This window comes from Bacillus sp. LK2, assembly GCF_001043575.1.
Classification (GTDB): domain Bacteria; phylum Bacillota; class Bacilli; order Bacillales; family Bacillaceae_G; genus Bacillus_A; species Bacillus_A paramycoides.
In genome coordinates this window covers 20,709-40,442 of record NZ_LDUK01000006.1, presented here as the reverse complement: position 1 = coordinate 40,442, position 19,734 = coordinate 20,709, and the positions used below count along the sequence as shown (strand labels likewise).

Here is a 19,734-nt window from a genome sequence, read left to right as displayed (position 1 = left end):
AGGGATTCCGATGCCGTTTTTAGGAAGTGTATATCAAATATTTGGATTATATCCAGAAATTTATTATGGAATGATTTCAGCAGAGATGCAAGAAGAAGCTCAAAAGGAACACATCGAAAATAATAATGCAGAAAATAAAGTGGAAGAATGAAAAGTGCAGATGAAAATCTGCGCTTTTTTATTTTTTTTAGTGAAAATACTGTGTGTAATGCGTGGGAAAGTTGATCAGTCTATAAATCTAGGTGATTATTTCAATATAACGAATCATCTGCTTTAATTGTAGTTGTATGCAATATCTACATTAAATTTGATGTATAAAAATCAATTCTCGAATAATATAAAGTGTGTGAAAATAACAATGTTTATGAATTGTATTTTATATTTCGAGATATCATTACATTTATAATTATTCAATTTAAGTGAATTAATTATATTGTTGACAATATAATTAATCGTGTGATAAATTCAATCAATCTTCTAAAAACATGCCTGTTAACAAGCTCGTTTTTAGAAGATTGATTTTTCTGATTTTAAAGCGTGTAATTTGTGGAGTTTATATAGGGAGTGATAGTAAAGCATGAATATTATTAATGTGTAATAGCAACAGTAATAAAGATTGTAATGAGTAAGGGATAATTTTGAAAAAGAGGTTTCTACGAATGAGTTTATTAATAAAGAAAGCAATGGATGAAGAAAAGAAAAAAGTATTGAATCAAACTTTAGGAGCAATTGACCTAACTCTTTTAGGAATTGGAGCAATTATCGGTACAGGAATTTTCGTTTTAACAGGTATTGTAGCAGCGAAACATGCTGGTCCAGCAATTGTATTATCTTTTATGTTAGCTGCAATTGTATGTGCATGTGTAGCCTTTTGTTATGCTGAATTTGCATCTACAGTCCCGGTCTCAGGAAGTGTGTATTCGTATACGTATATGACATTAGGTGAGATTTTTGCTTTTATAGTTGGCTGGTGTGTAATGCTAGAGTACTTATTAGCTACTTCTGCAGTGGCGGCGGGATGGTCAGCCTATTTCCAATCATTGCTACTAGGGTTTAATATTCATATTCCGGCAATCGTTGCTTCAGCACCAGGGATGGGGAATGGCGGAATTATTGACTTGCCAGCGGTTATTATTATTTTAGTTGTTACATTTTTGTTAAGTCGTGGTGTGAAAGAAAGTGCACGTATAAATAATATAATGGTTATTATTAAACTGGCTGTTATTTTAGTATTTATTATTGTAGGAGCGAAATATGTAAAACCAGAGAATTGGCAGCCGTTTCTTCCTTTTGGATATCATGGTGTTATTGGAGGGGCCGCTACTGTATTTTTTGCCTTTTTAGGTTTCGATGCAGTTGCAACAGCAGCAGAGGAAGTGAAACGCCCACAACGTAACGTTCCAATTGGATTACTTGTCTCTTTATGTATTTGTACAATTCTTTATGTTGGTGTTTCATTCGTGTTAACTGGAATGGTTCCGTTTACGGATCTGAATGTAGCTGATCCAGTTGCATATGCTTTGCGTATTGTGGGAGAGGATAGAATTGCTGGTCTATTATCAGTTGGAGCGATAGCTGGTTTAACGACAGTGCTGTTAGTTGCTATGTTTGCATTTGTTCGAGTATCTTACTCGATGAGCCGAGATGGCTTGCTACCAAAAAGATTTTCAAGTGTTCATAAACGTTTTCAAACACCATTTTTTAATACATGGATTACGGGTATTCTTGCGGCTTTATTAGCAGGTTTATTGGACTTGAATTTGTTGGCAAATTTAGTGAATGTGGGAACGATAACAGCGTTTATATTTGTATCTATAGCTGTAATTGTATTAAGGAAGACACATCCTAATCTGAAAAGACCGTTCCGTGCTCCTTTCGTTCCATTCTTACCTATACTTGCGATAGTAAGTTGTTTATATTTAGCATTAAATCTCTCTAAAACCACTTTAATCAGTTTTGCAATTTGGGTTATTGTAGGTATTTTTATCTATTTTATATACGCAAAAAAACATAGTCATATTAGAAATAGAGTGTAAGCATTAAAATTATGGTTGTAGGTTAAAAAAGGTTTATTTTTAACCTATAGCCATTTTTAAATTGTGTACACCTTATTTTCGTGTTAACATAAAGCGAATTTTTTTAGGGAGAGAAAGAAATGAAATGGATTTATTTTATAATTATCAATGTTATTGCATTTAGTATGATGGGGCTTGATAAGCGAAAAGCAAAGAAGAAACAGTGGAGAACGCCAGAAAGTACGTTATTTTTATCAGCTGCAGCTGGAGGAGCGGTTGGAGCTTGGATTGGTATGTATATGTTTCATCATAAGACACATAAAAGTAAATTTGTCTTCGGTATTCCAGTGCTCGTTATTGTAACAGTTGGTATGTTTTTATACATATAAGGGATTGGCAAGAGGAATGTCGAAAGAAATGCAGATTGGATATTGGTAAAGTAAGCATGTAAGACCTTATAATGAAGAAAAAAAGAGAAGAGGAGAACAAGGAAGATGGGGAGTCAAACAGCACAACAAAAGCAGGGGATTATATATGCGGCGGGTGCGTATACGATGTGGGGAGTCCTTCCGATTTATTGGAAATGGGTGGAGGAAGTTCCGGCAGACGAAATTTTAGCGCACCGCATTGTTTGGGCATTTGTTTTTATGTTGTTAGTTTTAGGAGTAACGAAGAGGTTTCGTCAGTTTGGTGGGGAGTTAGTGACCCTTTTTAAACGACCTAAATTATTAATGTCATTAACAATTGCTTCGGTACTCATTAGTGGAAACTGGTTTGTATACATATGGGCCGTAAATCATAACCATGTAATAGAAGCAAGTCTTGGTTATTATATTAATCCACTTATAAGTATTTTACTTGGTACAGTTGTTTTAAAAGAGAAGCTTAATTTTTGGCAATATGTTGCGGTTGGTTTAGCCGGAGTAGGCGTTGTTATTTTAACAGTACGTTTCGGATCTATTCCATGGGTTTCTCTTTCACTTGCTTTTTCATTTGGATTATATGGATTAACAAAAAAATTATTAAATTACGACGCGACAATTGGGCTTACGATGGAAACGATGATAGTGACGCCATTTGCGCTTATCTATTTGTTTATGACAGGAGTGCATGGCTTTGGTTCGTTCGGTTCCATTTCGGCTACATCAACGTTTCTTTTAATAGGAGCAGGTATTGTCACAGCATTACCACTCTTTTATTTCGCTAAAGGGGCACAGCTTATTCCGCTCTATATGATAGGGTTTTTACAATATATTGCACCGACTATTAGTTTAATTTTAGGTGTATTCGTTTTTGGTGAACATTTCACATCTACTCATATGATTGCATTTTTCTGTATATGGGTTGCTTTATTTGTCTTTTCGATAGCGAAAACAAAGTTTTTACTACAGAAACAACCGAAATTTGTTAAAAATAAATCAGCAAAAGTATCATAATGCGTAGTATTTTCTACGCATTTTTCTTTATACTTATAATTATATAGAAGTTCCATTATAGTCAGTGAGGAGCTGAAAAACATGGAAACAATTTTACATAATGATCCGCTTATGGCAGCTATAATTTCTTGGTTTTTAGCGCAGTTAACGAAAGTTGTTTTTAAATTAGTAAAAACTGGCGAGTTTGATTTTGCAAAGTTTTTCGCTTCAGGTGGAATGCCAAGTTCACATGCCTCGACTGTTACGGCACTTGCTACAGGTGTCGGAGTTGTAGAAGGGGTGGAAAGTTCAATGTTCGCGGTTGCCGCTATTTTTGCCATTATTGTTATGTATGATGCTTCAGGAGTAAGACTTGCGGTAAGTAAGCAAGCGAAAATATTGAATGATTTCTTTCACGGTAGGCAAACAGATTATAAAAAGTTAAATGAGCTCGTTGGACATACACCGTATCAAGTTGTTGTCGGGGCGCTATTAGGAATTGTTGTCGGGGTTGGATATTGTTTGTAAGCAGAATGTGTACTACACACATTCTGCTTTTCTTTATTTTCATACATATTTAGCTGGCCTTTCGAATATCGTATACGGACTTAGAAAGGGTGGGTGAATAGAGTGCTACTATATGACAAAGTGCGTGACGAAATTGAGCGGAGAACGACTGCACTTCAAACGATGCAAAGGCAAGATGGAACGTGGAGATTTTGTTTTGAAGGGGCTCCGTTAACGGATTGTCATATGATTTTTTTACTTAAATTGTTAGGGCGAGATGATGAAATAGAACCATTCGTGAAAAGGTTAGCATCTTTCCAAACAAATGAAGGAACATGGAAATTATATGAAGATGAGCCTGGTGGGAATTTATCCGCAACGATTCAAGCATATGTTGCTTTACTTGCTTCAAGAAAGTATTCAAAAGAAGATGTGAATATGAGGCGAGCTGAAATGTTTATTAAGGAACGCGGTGGAGTTTCTCGTGCTCATTTTATGACGAAATTTTTATTAGCGATTCACGGGGAATATGATTATCCTGCTCTTTTTCACTTCCCAACGCCGATCTTATTTTTACAAGATGACTCCCCCCTCAGTATATTTGAGCTAAGCAGCTCAGCACGGATACATTTAATTCCGATGATGATTTGTATGAATAAGAGATTTCGTATAGAGAAAAAGTTATTGCCAAATTTAAATCATATTGCTGGCGGGGGTGGACAATGGTTTCGCGAGGAGCGGTCTCCGCTGTTTCAATCGTTTTTAGGTGATGTGAAAAAGGTAATATCATATCCGCTTTCTTTACACCATAAAGGATATGAAGAAGTAGAGCGCTTTATGAAAGAACGTATTGATGAAAATGGAACTTTGTATAGTTACGCGAGTGCTACGTTTTATATGATTTATGCTTTGCTTGCATTAGGACACTCTATTCAGGCTCCTGTTATTGAGAAGGCTGTAACAGGATTGAAGTCTTATGCATGTAAGATGGAAAGGGGGAGTCACTTGCAAAATTCTCCTTCTACCGTATGGGATACCGCTTTACTCAGCTATTCATTACAAGAGGCCAATGTTACAAATGAAAATAAGATGATTCAAAGGGCGACAGAGTATTTATTGCAAAGACAGCATAGTAAAAAAGTAGATTGGAGCGTACATGCACCTTCACTCGTAGCTGGCGGTTGGGGATTTTCAGATGTTAATACGACGATTCCTGATGTAGACGATACAACAGCTGCTCTTAGAGCATTAGCACGAAGTAGAGGGAATGGTAAAGTAGATAGTGCGTGGGGAAGAGGCGTAGAATGGGTAAAAGGATTACAAAACAGTGATGGAGGCTGGGGAGCTTTTGAACGAGGGGTAACGAGCCGTATATTAGCAAATTTGCCGATTGAAAACGCGAGTGATATGATAACAGATCCGTCTACACCAGATATTACAGGTAGGGTGTTAGAATTTTTCGGCACATACGCGCCGAATGAATTGCCAGAGGAGCAAAAAAAGAAAGCTGTAAAATGGCTAATGGATGTACAGGAACAGAATGGATCCTGGTATGGGAAATGGGGGATATGCTATATATATGGTACATGGGCAGCGATGACAGGCTTACGTGCATTAGGAATTTCTTCGACTCATGCGTCATTAAAAAAAGCAGCATCATGGCTCGAGCATGTACAGCATGCAGACGGAGGTTGGGGAGAATCATGTCAAAGTAGTGTAGATAAAAGATTTATTTCTTTGCCCTTTAGTACGTCGTCACAAACGGCCTGGGCACTTGATGCGCTCATTTCTTACAATGATAAAGAAACACCGATTATTCGAAAAGGAATTTCATATTTGCTCACGAAGCCTACTATGAATGAAAAATATCCTACTGGTACAGGGTTACCGGGGGGATTTTATATTCGTTATCATAGTTACGGACACATATACCCGTTGCTTGCTTTAGCACATTATATAAAAAAATATAAAAAATAAACCGAGAGTAGCCCCTCGGTTTATTTTTGGGGTAGTAGGTCCCTGTTGAAAAGAATAAGGAACATTGTAATGCCTTATTTTTCAGTTGACTGGCGTTTTTGACGTGCATCAGCGGCATCTGCACGTGCGTTTGCTTCTAAGTCATTGTGGTCAGCGAGTTCTCGTGAGAACTCAACATCAATGCCGTCAGAAGCTTTGTTTTGATCTACATTCTTTTTTTTCATTTGACACAATCTCCTTGTGTTTTATACGGCGTTACAAAGTTAGTTTGACACAAATAGACTTTTTTATACAAAGAGGATTTGGAAAGCAAAGAGCCGAAATATACAGTATAACGAATAGAAATGGGGGATAGGGATGGACTTTTTAAATGGGAAAACAGCTGTTATAACAGGTGCTGCGCAGGGGATTGGAAAAGAAATCGCAAGAGTTTATGCGAAGCTTGGGGCTAAAGTATTAATTAGTGATGTAAATGAAGAGAAGCTACAAGAAACGACACGTGAGTTATCGGATGAAGGATATGAAGTGAGCTTATATCGATGTGATGTGAGTAATCAAAGTGAAGCGAAATCATTAATTGAGTATGCGGTTCAAAAATTTGGTGCATTACATATTTTAGTGAATAACGCCGGAATTACAAAAGATGCAATGTTACATAAGATGGAGAAGTCTGCTTGGGAACAAGTATTACAAGTTAATTTAACTGGCGTTTTTTATTGTATGCAACCAGCACTTCTTTATATGAGACAACAACAGTATGGACGGATTATTAATATTTCTTCTATTAGTAGGGAAGGAAATATTGGGCAAGCAAATTATGCGGCTACAAAAGCAGGGGTCGTAGGTTTAACAAAAACAGCAGCGAAAGAAGTTGGAAGTTTTGGTATTACGTGTAATGCGATTTGTCCAGGATTTATGGATACAAATATGACCAAAACAATACCGGATAAAGTAAAAGAGAAAATGGTTGGAGCGATTCCGGTTGGAAGAATCGGAACACCGGAGGATATTGCAAACGCAGCTGCCTTTTTAGCATCGGAGTATGCGTCGTACATTACAGGAGAGGTATTACATGTTAGCGGCGGATTGCAAGTTTAAATGAAATACATAATGAAAAGAACCTGACTTATCCAGTCAGGTTCTTTCTCGTTAGTTTAAGTTGATCCAAACGCTCTTCACTTCTGTATAGTTGTTTAGCGCATAAGATCCCATTTCACGGCCAAGGCCAGATTGTTTAAAGCCACCAAACGGAGATGCTGCATCAAAGACGTTATAACAGTTTACCCATACTGTACCTGCACGAACTTTACTTGCGATATAATGTGCAGTTTTTACGTTTTCTGTCCATACGCCAGCCGCTAAACCGAATTGTGATTTGTTCGCACGTTCAATTACCTCGTCAATATCATTGAATGGTAATGCAGAAATAACTGGACCGAAAATTTCTTCTTTAGCGATTGTCATCTCATCATTTACGTCAGCAAATACTGTTGGAGAAACGAAATATCCTTGATCGAATGGCTTGTTTCCTCCGCAAAGTACTTCGGCACCTTCTTCAATTCCTTTTTCAATATAGCCCATTACGCGTTTTTGCTGTTCTTCAGAAACGAGAGGACCGATTGTAGTTTCTGGATTTAATCCAGCGCCTTGATTTAATTTTTTAGAATATAGAACGAGATCAGCCATGACATTATCGTACATTTTCTTCGGAATAAATAAGCGTGATCCAGCACAACACACTTGTCCTTGGTTAAACATAACACCAGAAAGTGCAGCTGGAATTGCTCGAGATAAGTCAGCGTCTGGTAAAATAATGTTTGGTGATTTACCACCAAGCTCTAATGTAACGCGTTTCAATGATTCAGATGCTTGTCTCATAATTTGTTTTCCGACTGGAGTGGAGCCTGTAAATGCGATTTTATCAACAAGTGGATGATTAACGAGAGCTTGTCCAGCTGTTTCCCCGAATCCAGGAACGATGTTGACAACGCCTTTCGGGAATCCAGCTTCTTCAAATAATTCAGCTAAGTATAGAGCAGATAGTGGAGTTTGTTCAGCAGGTTTTAGGACGATTGTACATCCTGTTGCAAGAGCAGCTCCCATTTTCCACATTGCCATAAGAAGTGGGAAGTTCCATGGGATAATTTGGCCGACAACACCAACTGCTTCATGGCGTGTATAGTTAAAGTACTCACCGGAAACAGGGATTGTTTGCCCAACGATTTTTGTAGCCCAGCCAGCGTAATAACGCATATGTTCAATCGCAAGCGGGACGTCTGCTGTCATTGTTTCACGGATTGGTTTTCCGTTATCTAACGTTTCGAGCTGTGCAAGCTCTTCTTTATGTTCTTCCATTAAATCAGCAAGCTTGTACATAAGACGACTTCGTTCAGAGGCGCTCATACGTGACCAAGGACCTTCGTCGAAAGCCATTCGAGCTGCTACGACAGCTTTATGAATATCTTCGCGACCAGCTTCAGAAACGACAGCTAGAGTTTCACCGGTTGCTGGGTTAGGAGTTTTAAATGTTTTTCCGGAAGCGCTTTCGATAAACGCTCCGTTCACATATAGTTTCTTTGTACCTTGAAGAAATTTCTCTACCTTTTCATGAAGATTTACAGCTAGTTGACTCATTGTATAACCCCCTTGAAAATATAATGTAAACGCAGTACGAGACGGCGTTTATTCCGAAATCAAGGATGTGGGAACCAGATGAAAAACCTCTACTTAAAATCATAAATAACAAATACAGAAAATTCAAATTTCATTTGTGTTACAAATGTAAAAAATATGTAATGAAACATTGTATTCTATATAATTACAAAAAATCCTGCGCGTTTTTGTTTTCTAGTAGGAAAAACTAGAAGAACAGTGGTACAATTATACCTCGTGAGAGGAGGGAGAAAATGAAGGATTATCATGATGATCCACGCTTTCGAATTGCCCATAGAGAAGCGTTAATTGGTCTTGGACTAGCTATTATTAATTTTATAATATGGTATGGATTTGCTTATGGGCTTGGCAGTAAGGATCCGAGTGAATATACATATGTATTAGGTTTTCCAGCATGGTTTTTTTATAGCTGTATCGTTGGATTTATCGTAATAGTTATTTTGCTTATTTTAGTTGTTCGTTTTTTATTTCAAGATATTTCACTCGATGAGGAAGAAAAAAGTGAGGAATGATAGATGAATTGGTATGTAATAATTCCAATGATAATTTCTTTTATCGTTGTGTTTTTAATTGGTGTATTTGCATCAAGACGTGTACAAGCAACTGCTAATAATAAATTTTTGCAAGAATATTTTCTTGGTGGGCGTGAGCTTGGCGGCTTATTATTAGCTATGACGATGATAGCTACGTACGGTAGTGCAAGTAGCTTTATTGGTGGGCCTGGTATTGCTTACAATATGGGACTTGGATGGGTGTTATTATCGGCGATTCAAGTTGTAACAGGATATATCGTTTTAACGGTTATTGGTAAAAAGTTTGCTATTATCGCTAGGAAGATGGAGGCAATTACGCTTATTGATTATTTAAAGGGAAGATACAATAATAAGGCGGTAGTTGTTCTTTCAGCATTATGTATTATAATCTTTTTGTTTTCAGCAACAGTAGCTCAGTGGGTTGGTGGCGGACGATTAATTGAGTCACTAACAGGACTTTCCTATACAACGGCACTATTTTTATTTACATTTTCTGTACTTGTGTACGTGTTAATTGGTGGATTTCGTGCAGTCGCTTTATCAGATACATTATTAGGAATCATCATGTTAGTCGGAACAACAATCATTTTAATTGCTACTGTCATTGCTGGTGGCGGGGTTGAAAAGATAATGCATGAACTCGTTCAAATTAATCCAAAGCTAATAACACCATTCGGTGCGGACGGTAGTTTAACAAAAGCATATGTCACATCATTTTGGATTTTAATTGGAATTGGTGTCGTTGGATTACCACAAATTAGTGTGCGTGCTATGTCTTATAAAAATTCAAAAGCTATGCACCAGGCGCTAATCATTGGAACGGTTGTGGTTGGTACAATTATGATTGGTATGCATTTAACGGGTGTATTTGCACGAGTAGTACTTCCAGGTATAACGGTACCAGATAAAGTAATGCCGCTATTAGCGATGGAAGTGTTGCCACCTTGGTTAGCTGGAGTTTTCTTAGCTGCACCAATGGCAGCAATAATGTCTACTGTAAACTCATTATTATTACTTGTAAGTTCGTCAATTATTAAGGATATATATGTGAATTACATAAATAAAGAGGCAGCGGATAGTACGATAAAGAAAGGTAGTCTATGGATTACTGGTATCGTAGGATTACTCGTATACGCTGCAGCTATTAAGCCACCAGATTTTTTAATTTGGTTAAATTTATTTTCCTTCGGTGGTTTAGAAGCGGCGTTCATTTGGCCGATTGTGTTAGGTTTATATTGGAGAAAGGGAAATGCAACTGGAGCTCTCGCTTCTATTTTAGTTGGAGTAGGTTCCTATATGTTTATTCATCTTTGTTTCCCTAATCCATTTGGTATACATACAGTTGTTTTCCCGATTTGCTTTGCTTTTATTGCTTATATAATTGGTAGTATGGTTACGATGAAAAAAGTAGCGGGATAAAATTGAAAAAACGTAGGGACTTCTACTAGGAAGCTTCTACGTTTTTTGTATATAACAAAATTTTTCTTTTTCATTCTGTATGCTGTCATGTATTCATAAAGTAATAACAATTGATGGGATGGAGTTGAGGTCTGTGAAAAAAATATTATTTTTAGGAGACCCGGGAATTGATGACTCTTTAGCAATTATGTATGGATTGTTGCATCCTAATATTGATATTGTTGGAGTAGTAACGGGATATGGGAATGTAACGCAGGAAAAGGCGACGAGTAATGCGGCGTATTTATTGCAAATAGCGGGCCGGGAAGATATACCTGTTATTAGTGGGGCTAAAATACCTTTGTCTGGGGAGTTTGTAACGTATTACCCAGAAATTCATGGAGCAGACGGCTTAGGTCCGATTCGTCCCCCTAAAGCCTTTTCTCCAAATATAAAACCTTTTTGTGAGTTTTTTGATATCATTGAAAAATATAAGGGTGAACTAATTATTGTTGATGCCGGCCGGTCAACAACGTTGGCGACGGCATTTATTTTGGAGAAACCGATGATGAAGTATGTGAAGGAATATTATATAATGGGCGGTGCTTTTTTAATGCCCGGAAATGTTACACCAGTCGCGGAGGCGAATTTTCATGGGGACCCAATTGCATCACAATTAGTTATGCAAAATGCAAAAAATGTGACATTAATACCGCTTAACGTTACATCAGAAGCGATTATTACACCGGAAATGGTGAAATACATTACGAAACATTCTAAAACGAATTTTAAGAAATTAATAGAACCGATTTTCACGTATTATTATAAAGCTTATAAAAACCTCAATCCTAAAATAACAGGGAGCCCAGTGCACGATGTAGTAACGATGATGGCAGCAGCAAATCCATCTCTTTTAGATTACGTTTATCGCCGTGTTGATGTAGATACGATTGGAGTTGCAAAAGGAGAAAGTATCGCTGATTTTCGTCCTCATCCTGATTCGAAAGCATTGAAAAATTGGGTGAAAATTGGTTGGTCTTTACATTATAAAAAGTTTCTTGAGGATTTTGTGAAAATTATGACGTAGACATAATAGTAAAATACAAGTTAAAATAATGGAGATGATTATTTAAATAATTATCTTCATTATTTTGTTATTAAGAGATAAATAGAGAAGAGCTACACAATAGGAGAGGAATTTTACTTGAAAAAAACTATAGTATGCGCAGTGATTGTGGGTATTTTTGTTTTGCTAATATCAGGTAACTTTTTGGTGAAAAAAGTTTGGAGTTCAAATAATGATGATGCGCAATATATAGCATCCTTTATTGAAGAACATAAAGATGAAAAAAATAGTGCACTTCTAATAAAAAGAAATGATAAAGTTGTTTATTCTGTAAATCCAAATGTTGTATTGCCAGTTGCTAGTACGATGAAGTTAATTGTGGCGCTTGAATATACGAAACAAGTTACAGAGGGGAAAATTGATCCGTCTAGTTTCGTCTCAATTAATGATGTGAATCGTTATTATGTACCAAATACAGATGGTGGTGCACAAGACAGGTGGCAAAATTATTTGCAGAAAACGGGGAAGATAACTGAAGGAGCGGTTTCTTTAGAAGAAGTTGCAAAAGGAATGGTTAAGTTCAGTTCAAATGCAAATACTGAATATTTAATGGAAGTGTTAGGGTTAGATAATATTAATCGAAATTTACAAAGCTTAGCGCTCCCTGCACACCAACCACTGTTTCCAATTGTTTCATCTTTATATATTCCAGGATATTTGCATAAAGAATTACATGTTCCGAAATATAAAATAGAGAAGAAGTTAAAAGAAATGTCTCAAGAGCAATATCGAGAGTATGCCATGATTATTCATGAACGCTTAAAAAAGAAGGGGCCATTATTATTACAGCAGGAAATTCCCCTGTATTTAGAGGAACGATATGATAAAATTTGGTCGGATAGATTACCTGCCGCATCGGCAAATGATTATATGGTATTGCTTCAAAAGGCAAATCATAAAGGTGGCCTTACAGAAGCTGAAGAAAAAGTGTGGGCGAATATCGTTGAAACAGATATGAGTGCAAAGAAATATCGTAAAACATTCAGGCATGCTGGACAAAAGAATGGCTATACACCATGGACGGTAACTAAAGCAGTTTATGCAATGGATAAACGCGGAAACTGTACAGAAATTGTTTTCTTAGCAAATAATTTAAATGAAGATGACAGCGCTGAAATACGTAAACACTTGGCAAATTTACATTTCCAAGTGTTGCAAAGTGATAAGTATGATGCGACTGTTATTAAATAAACTCGGTGCTATAAGCGCCGAGTTTATTTTTGTGTACAAGCACTTTTTCGCTATCGCTGGGTATGATGGGTAGTAATACTTAGGCGAAAGGGGAAAAGGTGATGAAACAGAGTAAAGAAGAGTTTATAAAGAGTGAAGGCGCTGATTTCCCTGGGAAATCATATGTGGATTGTGTATTACAACATGTATTTGATTTTCAACGCAATTATTTATTGAAAGATATGTTTCAAGTGCATAGGGCACATATTACTATGTTAACTGAAGAAAAGTTAATGAAAAGAGAAGAAGCTAAAGTTATATTAACAGCACTTAAAAGGGTAGAGGCAATTCCAAAGGATCAATTGCGATATACGGAACAGCACGAAGATCTTTTTTTCTTAGTTGAACATTTAATTGTTCAAGAAGCGAAGTGTGAATTTGTAAGTAATATGCATATCGGTAGAAGCAGAAATGATATGGGTGTAACGATGTATCGTATGAGTTTGCGGCAATATGTATTGCGGTTAATAGAGCACCATTTATTACTGCAAGAAAGCATGCTCCAACTTGCTGAGGAACATATGGAAACAATTATGCCTGCGTATACACATACACAACCAGCGCAACCGACAACATTTGGTCATTATTCTTTAGCAATTTACGATACGATGCAAAGAGACCTAGAACGAATGAAAAGAACGTACCATCTTTTAAATCAGTCTCCAATGGGAGCTGCGGCCCTTTCTACAACAAGTTTTCCGATTAAGAGAGAACGAGTGGCGCAGTTGCTTGGATTTACAAATGTAATTGAAAACTCATATGACGCCGTTGCTGGAGCGGATTATTTATTAGAAGTTAGTTCGTTACTTATGGTAATTATGACGAATACGAGTAGGTGGATTCATGACTTCTTATTATTGGCAACGAAAGAGTATGACGGTATTACTGTTGCAAAGTCATATGTGCAAATTAGTAGTATTATGCCGCAAAAACGAAATCCAGTTTCAATTGAACATGCCCGTGCTATTACGAGTAGCGCTTTAGGTGAAGCATTTACTGTATTTCAAATGATTCATAATACACCATTTGGTGATATTGTTGATACGGAGGATGACTTGCAGCCGTATTTATATAAAGGAATCGAAAATGCGATTCGTGTTTTTTGTATTATGAATGCAGTTATTCGAACGATGAAAGTAGAAGAGGAAACGTTAAAAAGTCGTTCCTATAAACATGCAATAACGATAACAGATTTCGCAGATACTTTAACAAAAAACTATGAAATTCCATTTCGGCATGCTCATCATGCAGCAAGTACTATAGCGAATATGTCATTAGAGCAAAAAAAGGAGTTGAATGAATTAAATTTCAAGGACGTAAATGTATACTTACAAGAAAATTTGAAAGTGAATTTATTAGAGGAAGAGTGGAAAGAAATTATATCGCCAGAAGCTTTTATTCAAAAAAGAAATGTATACGGTGGACCGAGTAAAAAAGAAATGGAGCGTATGATTAAAAGTCGTAAAGAGTCATTTCGGAGTGAAGAAGAGATATTTGAAAAGGAAAAACGGAGAATTTTACGAGCTGAAAATGATTTAAACACATTAGTTTCCAATATTATCGAATCGTAAAAGAAGGATTTAATGAATTAATCGCCAATATTTAATTAAAATAAAAATTGAGGGAAGAGATTGTCGATGATTCAATTGCACGTATATGAAGAGGTTATTCGTTTTAAAGAAGATGTTATACCATTTTTAGAAAAGAATGAGCAGGAAAATAATTTAATATTAGGCGTATTACAAGTTGTTCAAGAACCGATATTTATGGCGGCAGCGAAACAAGGAGAAGAAGTGGCGATTGTATTTCTTCAAACAGTGGAGAAACAAATGATCGTCGCTACGTCTGAAATTTCGGAAGAGGATATAGTGGAACTTGCAAAGGAGTTAACGAAAGTATATTCAAATATTCCTGGATTGATCGGTAATAAAAAAATCGTACAGAAATTAGCTGAAGAGATTGCGATATTAGAACAGAAAAAAACTACTGTTGTGATGGAGCAAGGTGTGTATGAACTAAAACGAGTAAAGAAGAAGTGGAACGGGAATGGGATTTTTCGAGAAATAAATAGCGATGAACTTCCATTAATAGAAAAATGGGTATATCAATTTTGTGAAGACGTGAAGCTCCCTACTACGAAAGAAGAAGCAAAACAAACTGCACATACGTTAATAACCACCAATCGTCTATTCGGTCTGGAAGTGGGAGGTAAACTAATCTCTATAGCTGCAAAAACGAGACCGACTACAAATAATATAACAGTCAATTTCGTTTATACGCCGAAAGAAGAACGGAAAAAAGGGTACGCATCTAATTGTGTAGCCGCACTTAGTCAACGTATGTTAGATGAAGGTTACAAAACGACTACATTATATACCGATCTAGCGAATCCAACATCTAATAAAATTTATCAAGAAATTGGTTATGAGCAAATTATGGAGTCTGTACTTATATTTATTGAAAAATAAAAAGGCGCGCTATGAGCGTGCCTTTTTACTATTCGTCAATTCGAATAACCTCGCCTTGCGGGAAGTTCTCAGTTTCTAGTAAATTATGAATAGCTTTCGCAACATATTCAGGTGACAGTAGCTTTCCTTCTGCTTTTAATGCGGTGAATCGATCTAAGTTTGTGAAATCCTCTTTGTTAGCCCCGCGAATTTGTTTTTGCATATTTGTATCAACAACACCTGGTGCAAAAGCGACGATTTTTACAGGGAATTCTCTTTCCGCTTCTTCAGTAGCTACGCACTGTGTAAACATATTGACACCGGCTTTCGTTGTGCAATAAGCTCCCCATCCGAAATAAGGATTTTTTCCTGCGCCAGATGAAATATTTATAACACGTTTTTCTACTTTCCAATTTTTCGTATGTTTCATGAAAGTGGAAGTAAGGATCATCGGTGCAAGTAAATTAATGTGTACGTTCGTAATTAAAAGTTCACTTTCTGATTTTTCGATGGGTTTCATTGGTGCAACTGTGCCTGCATTATTAATTAAATGAATAGATGAGACAGTGTCTTTTTTAATAGATGAAAAGATTTCGTTAAAGTAAGTTTCTAAATTATGTACATCTTGAAGATCTAAGGAATGGAAAATACAATGGCTGTTTTTTTGCTTTGCGAGTTTTGTAAGCTCTTTATTCTCTCTTCTAGAAATAGAGATGATTGTTGTGTTTTCTTCTAACAATTGCGCGGCGATTGCCTCCCCTAAACCTTGTGAAGTTCCTGTTATGATAACGTAGCGCATAGTTTAGTAAACTCCTCTCCATATATGTGGAATTTTGTTGGACAACGTACATTGTATAGTTTGTCTACATTTTATAGTATAGAGCACTTTTTACTATAAATGAAATGAGATGATTGTGTGCCTTTTATGAACCGATTTACAACGACAGTAACGGATATGGAACAGTATATGCAAGTGGGAAGGAAGGTGGATATTCTTGCATGAGAAAAAATATACAAGTTCTCGTACAATACAGGCTGCATGTTAAACTAAATTATAAGGAGGAAAAAATATGAGACATCAAATGAGACTATATAATGAACCTTTTCAATCTATTTGTTCTGGGAAAAAAGTATTTGAAGTTAGATTGTATGATAAAAAGCGTCAACAAATAAAACAAGGTGATGAAATTGTATTTACTAACCTTGTGACGGCGGAAATAATTGCTGTAAAGGTAACGGAGATAAAGCGATACGAGAGCTTTAAAGAAATGTATGAACAAATTGATGGAAAATTATTTGATCGTGAAAACGTTAGTATAGAGGAAAGGTTGGAAAGTACATACAAAATATATACGAAAGAACAAGAGAAAGAGTGGGGAACAGTTGCAATTGGTATTAAGGTAATAATATGAGAAGAAATCGCGGTGCAGCTATAATTATACAGGAAGGTAAAATCGCACTTATAAAACGTGTTCGAGAAAGTGAGATGTATTTTGTTTTTCCAGGCGGGGGAATTGAAGAAGGAGAAACACCTGAAGAAGCAACGAAGCGAGAGGTTTACGAAGAATTAGGGATACATATACAAGTGAAAAACCTTATCGCAAAGGTGGAGTATAAATGTACCGAGTATTATTATGATGCTTATGTTACTGGTGGAGTGTTCGGAAGTGGTAACGGCGAGGAGTTCGAGTTGAAAGATAGAGGGAGCTATATTCCTGTATGGATGCCGATAAAAGAGTTGTTAAATATAAATATAAAACCTTATGATGTGGCAAAAAGTGTATTCGATTATTATGGAATAGAAGGTCTGACAACATACAAAAAAAACCATTGACATAGCCTTCTGATTTAAGTATTGTATTCGAGTATGTTTATAATCAGGAGGTTTATATGAGCAATCAAACTACTACACATCATGTGAAAATGACAACAGCAGATCCATCTGGAATTGGTCTATTTGGATTAGCGATGGTAACACTTGTAGCATCATCTCAAAAGTTAGGCTTAACAGATGGCGTTTCACTTGTATTACCATGGGCAATCTTTTTAGGAGGATTTGCACAACTCTTTGCATGCATTCACGATGCAAAGCATAACAATACGTTCGGTACAACAGCATTTGGTGCTTATGGCCTATTTTGGTTAGGTGTTGGAATGTCTTGGTTAATTCAACTTGGAGTATTTGGTGAAAAATTAGCCCAAACTGCAGATTCAAAACAGCTTGGTGTAGCCTTTATCGGATACTTGATTTTTACGATTTTTATGACAATTGGTGCAATGGAAACACATAAAGTATTATTTATGATTTTCGTCCTTATTGATTTCTTATTTATTGGTCTTTCATTAAGTACATTAGGTGTTATGCCGCATGCAATGCATAATTTAGCAGCGTATTCTGAACTATGTATTTCATTATTATCTTTCTATGGTTCAGCAGCAGCAGTGTTAAATACACACTTCGGAAAAGTTGTATTACCAGTTGGAAAGCCATTTGGTATTTTTAAAAAGTAATAAAAAAGAACGGATGATTGTATAGTCATCCGTTCTTTTTTATTTATTGATAGCTACAGCAGTAGATCCTGTCATTTCGGAAATCTTTTGAGAGCTTGCTGGGTTGCCGTCTATTGTTACATGAACTTGTTGCTTAGGGTTCGCGGTAACAACCCAGGCGTCTGGTAAATAGCGTGATTTATGAGATAAGGTTGAAGGGATGTTTAAAATATCTCCCATTGCGTACAATGTCGCTGACGAGCCTCCGTCCATTGCCATTGCATTTACGGCCCCTTTTTCATAAAGAATATCTTGGCAGTCTCTTAAAGAAGCTCCGATACTATGAGGTTGTCTTCCGTCAATAATGAAAAACATAATTGATCCATCTTTTTTCTGAGCCATAATACTTCGGGGACCATAGCCCCATCCGCCATCATTTGTAATCATTTTTTCGCCATTTACAATTAGTTGAGGCATAAAGCCAGCAGCGGAAACGACATTTTTATTTAACAGTTGATTAGCAGAAAAATCTCCTGAAACCATTTGTCCGTATTTTGTAAGTCCACTTACGAGAGTAGGGGTATTAATGTCTTTCGGTGTGTTTATAACTTTCCCGTTTTCAATAACAATACCGATGCCTGTTTTACCACCACCATGTCCCGTTTCATCCCAAAAACCACTAGCATTTACAGCAGCAAGTGCATGATTTCGCTTTGCCATGACATATATCTTTTCTCCAACGTCTTTTCCCTGTGAACCTTGTTGTGTAACGAGTTTTACATTTAATGGATTACTAATAGTCATTAATTTACCTTCGAAAAAATGGTCGCTATATTTTTTCTTAACTGTTTCAATCGAAACAGTTAGTGGTAAATTTTTCTTTCGCTCTAATTCTTGTTTTGAAAGTTTAATATTAGCAAAATCGCTATTTTTCCATTTTGGATTTGTAATGGATTGAGAAATATCATTTAACTCATTATCAGACAGTAGTGTGATTTTTGCGTATTGCGGATGTTGAGACGTTAAAATACTTTCCGCTGCGATGACACGTAAATTATGGCCGTATGAAGTGCCGAATAGAATAATGGCACCTACTGTTAATAATAGTGCTGTCAAAAGGGATGATATTTTTAAAAGTCTAATAAAAAATTTTTTCATTATAAAGACTCCTCTTTTTGTAAGATCGAAATTGTTTGTTACCTGAAAATAATGAAATGTGTAAAGGGCCTTTCACATTATATATGCAACATATTAAATGTGAAAGGATGTATATACAATAAGTTGAGAGACCAGATTTGGCAATAGATGAATATGAATGTTAATACTCAAAATGAAAAGGTAATAGTCAGATATACTATTTCTTTTAACATAAACGAAAAGGATATAAATCGGATGAAAAATAATAATTGAAATTGATTCTCATTATTAATATAATGAGAATGAGAATCATTTATTGTAAGAGGGGGATGCCAAAGTGGCGAAAATTTTAATAGCGTATGCAAGTATGTCAGGAAATACAGAGAGTATAGCTGATTTAATTAAAGTAAGTTTAGATGCCTTTGATCACGAAGTAGTATTGCAAGAGATGGAAGGTATGGATGCTGAAGAATTGTTAGCTTATGATGGAATTATTTTAGGATCTTATACGTGGGGCGATGGTGAATTACCATTTGAAGCGGAAGACTTCCATGATGAGTTAGAAAATATAGATTTATCGGGTAAAAAAGTAGCTGTATTTGGATCAGGTGATACGGCGTACGAACTATTTTGTGAAGCTGTAACGATTTTTGAAGAACGTCTTGTAGGATGCGGGGCAGAACTTGTACAAGAAGGATTGAAAATTGAATTGGCTCCGGAAGACGAAGAGGACGTTGAAAAATGTAGTAATTTTGCAATTGCTTTTGCAGAGAAGTTCTAAGAATA

At 36.2% G+C, this 19,734-nt stretch carries 21 protein-coding genes; 17 read left to right on the top strand and 4 right to left on the bottom strand.

The window, feature by feature from the left end; all coding sequences use genetic code 11:
* Positions 1-10 precede the first annotated feature (10 nt).
* The 6 genes from VK90_RS06325 to VK90_RS06300 all read left to right on the top strand — a co-directional run bounded on the left by VK90_RS06325 (position 11) and on the right by VK90_RS06300 (position 5,914).
* Positions 11-151, top strand: a complete 141-nt coding sequence (locus VK90_RS06325) for a hypothetical protein (RefSeq protein WP_002172860.1) — start codon at positions 11-13, stop codon at positions 149-151.
* 508 nt (positions 152-659) lie between these two features.
* A complete protein-coding gene (locus VK90_RS06320) occupies positions 660-2,036 on the top strand; it encodes an APC family permease (protein ID WP_048371337.1) in 1,377 nt (458 codons plus the stop codon).
* A gap of 119 nt (positions 2,037-2,155) precedes the next feature.
* The gene (locus VK90_RS06315; protein WP_002172858.1) at positions 2,156-2,404 is read left to right on the top strand and encodes a DUF1294 domain-containing protein; all 249 of its coding nucleotides are present in this window, start codon (positions 2,156-2,158) and stop codon (positions 2,402-2,404) included.
* Positions 2,405-2,509: 105 nt separating this feature from the next.
* Positions 2,510-3,451, top strand: coding sequence for an EamA family transporter RarD (gene rarD / locus VK90_RS06310; RefSeq protein WP_048371335.1), 942 nt, complete (start codon positions 2,510-2,512; stop codon positions 3,449-3,451).
* Positions 3,452-3,532: 81 nt separating this feature from the next.
* Complete coding sequence (locus tag VK90_RS06305; RefSeq protein ID WP_002172856.1) at positions 3,533-3,958, top strand: divergent PAP2 family protein; 426 nt, start codon at positions 3,533-3,535, stop codon at positions 3,956-3,958.
* 102 nt (positions 3,959-4,060) lie between these two features.
* Positions 4,061-5,914, top strand: coding sequence for a terpene cyclase/mutase family protein (locus VK90_RS06300; protein ID WP_048371334.1), 1,854 nt, complete (start codon positions 4,061-4,063; stop codon positions 5,912-5,914).
* 74 nt (positions 5,915-5,988) lie between these two features.
* Here the strand turns inward: VK90_RS06300 and VK90_RS06295 are convergent, their stop codons facing one another.
* Positions 5,989-6,138, bottom strand: coding sequence for a YfhD family protein (locus tag VK90_RS06295; RefSeq protein WP_048371332.1), 150 nt, complete (start codon positions 6,136-6,138; stop codon positions 5,989-5,991).
* A gap of 133 nt (positions 6,139-6,271) precedes the next feature.
* Between VK90_RS06295 and fabG the strand changes: the two genes are divergently transcribed.
* Positions 6,272-7,012 (top strand): 3-oxoacyl-ACP reductase FabG, encoded by a 741-nt coding sequence (gene fabG / locus VK90_RS06290; protein WP_048371330.1) that lies wholly within the window; start codon positions 6,272-6,274, stop codon positions 7,010-7,012.
* A 51-nt stretch (positions 7,013-7,063) separates the two neighbouring features.
* On the opposite strand, the gene dhaS is transcribed toward fabG, so the two are convergent.
* Positions 7,064-8,548, bottom strand: coding sequence for an aldehyde dehydrogenase DhaS (gene dhaS, locus VK90_RS06285; RefSeq protein ID WP_048371327.1), 1,485 nt, complete (start codon positions 8,546-8,548; stop codon positions 7,064-7,066).
* A gap of 272 nt (positions 8,549-8,820) precedes the next feature.
* Here dhaS and VK90_RS06280 point away from each other — a divergent pair, with 272 nt between their 5' ends.
* The 6 genes from VK90_RS06280 (at position 8,821) to VK90_RS06255 (ending at position 15,342) form a co-directional block, all read left to right on the top strand.
* The gene (locus tag VK90_RS06280) at positions 8,821-9,099 is read left to right on the top strand and encodes a YhdT family protein (RefSeq protein ID WP_002172851.1); all 279 of its coding nucleotides are present in this window, start codon (positions 8,821-8,823) and stop codon (positions 9,097-9,099) included.
* A gap of 3 nt (positions 9,100-9,102) precedes the next feature.
* The gene (gene panF, locus VK90_RS06275) at positions 9,103-10,539 is read left to right on the top strand and encodes a sodium/pantothenate symporter (protein WP_025148106.1); all 1,437 of its coding nucleotides are present in this window, start codon (positions 9,103-9,105) and stop codon (positions 10,537-10,539) included.
* A gap of 133 nt (positions 10,540-10,672) precedes the next feature.
* Positions 10,673-11,605, top strand: coding sequence for a nucleoside hydrolase (locus tag VK90_RS06270; RefSeq protein WP_048371324.1), 933 nt, complete (start codon positions 10,673-10,675; stop codon positions 11,603-11,605).
* Positions 11,606-11,722: 117 nt separating this feature from the next.
* Entirely contained in the window at positions 11,723-12,835 is a 1,113-nt protein-coding gene (locus VK90_RS06265; protein ID WP_002172848.1) for a serine hydrolase, read from the top strand.
* A 101-nt stretch (positions 12,836-12,936) separates the two neighbouring features.
* Entirely contained in the window at positions 12,937-14,445 is a 1,509-nt protein-coding gene (gene argH / locus VK90_RS06260; protein ID WP_048371322.1) for an argininosuccinate lyase, read from the top strand.
* Positions 14,446-14,505: 60 nt separating this feature from the next.
* Entirely contained in the window at positions 14,506-15,342 is an 837-nt protein-coding gene (locus VK90_RS06255; protein WP_048371320.1) for a GNAT family N-acetyltransferase, read from the top strand.
* Positions 15,343-15,370: 28 nt separating this feature from the next.
* Here VK90_RS06255 and VK90_RS06250 read toward each other — a convergent pair whose 3' ends face one another.
* Complete coding sequence (locus VK90_RS06250) at positions 15,371-16,120, bottom strand: (S)-benzoin forming benzil reductase (protein WP_048371318.1); 750 nt, start codon at positions 16,118-16,120, stop codon at positions 15,371-15,373.
* Positions 16,121-16,391: 271 nt separating this feature from the next.
* Here VK90_RS06250 and VK90_RS06245 point away from each other — a divergent pair, with 271 nt between their 5' ends.
* The 3 genes from VK90_RS06245 to VK90_RS06235 are packed head-to-tail and all read left to right on the top strand — an operon-like array spanning position 16,392 to position 17,832.
* The gene (locus tag VK90_RS06245) at positions 16,392-16,733 is read left to right on the top strand and encodes an ASCH domain-containing protein (protein WP_048371315.1); all 342 of its coding nucleotides are present in this window, start codon (positions 16,392-16,394) and stop codon (positions 16,731-16,733) included.
* Positions 16,730-17,155, top strand: a complete 426-nt coding sequence (locus VK90_RS06240; RefSeq protein ID WP_048371312.1) for an NUDIX hydrolase — start codon at positions 16,730-16,732, stop codon at positions 17,153-17,155. Before VK90_RS06245 ends, VK90_RS06240 begins: the two co-directional genes overlap by 4 nt.
* Positions 17,156-17,211: 56 nt before the next feature.
* Complete coding sequence (locus VK90_RS06235; protein ID WP_048371311.1) at positions 17,212-17,832, top strand: acetate uptake transporter; 621 nt, start codon at positions 17,212-17,214, stop codon at positions 17,830-17,832.
* Between the two features lie 39 nt (positions 17,833-17,871).
* On the opposite strand, the gene VK90_RS06230 is transcribed toward VK90_RS06235, so the two are convergent.
* Positions 17,872-18,969, bottom strand: a complete 1,098-nt coding sequence (locus VK90_RS06230; RefSeq protein WP_048371309.1) for a phosphodiester glycosidase family protein — start codon at positions 18,967-18,969, stop codon at positions 17,872-17,874.
* Positions 18,970-19,285: 316 nt separating this feature from the next.
* On the opposite strand from VK90_RS06230, the gene VK90_RS06225 reads away from it, so the two are divergent.
* Entirely contained in the window at positions 19,286-19,729 is a 444-nt protein-coding gene (locus tag VK90_RS06225) for a flavodoxin (RefSeq protein WP_048371306.1), read from the top strand.
* Positions 19,730-19,734 lie beyond the last annotated feature (5 nt).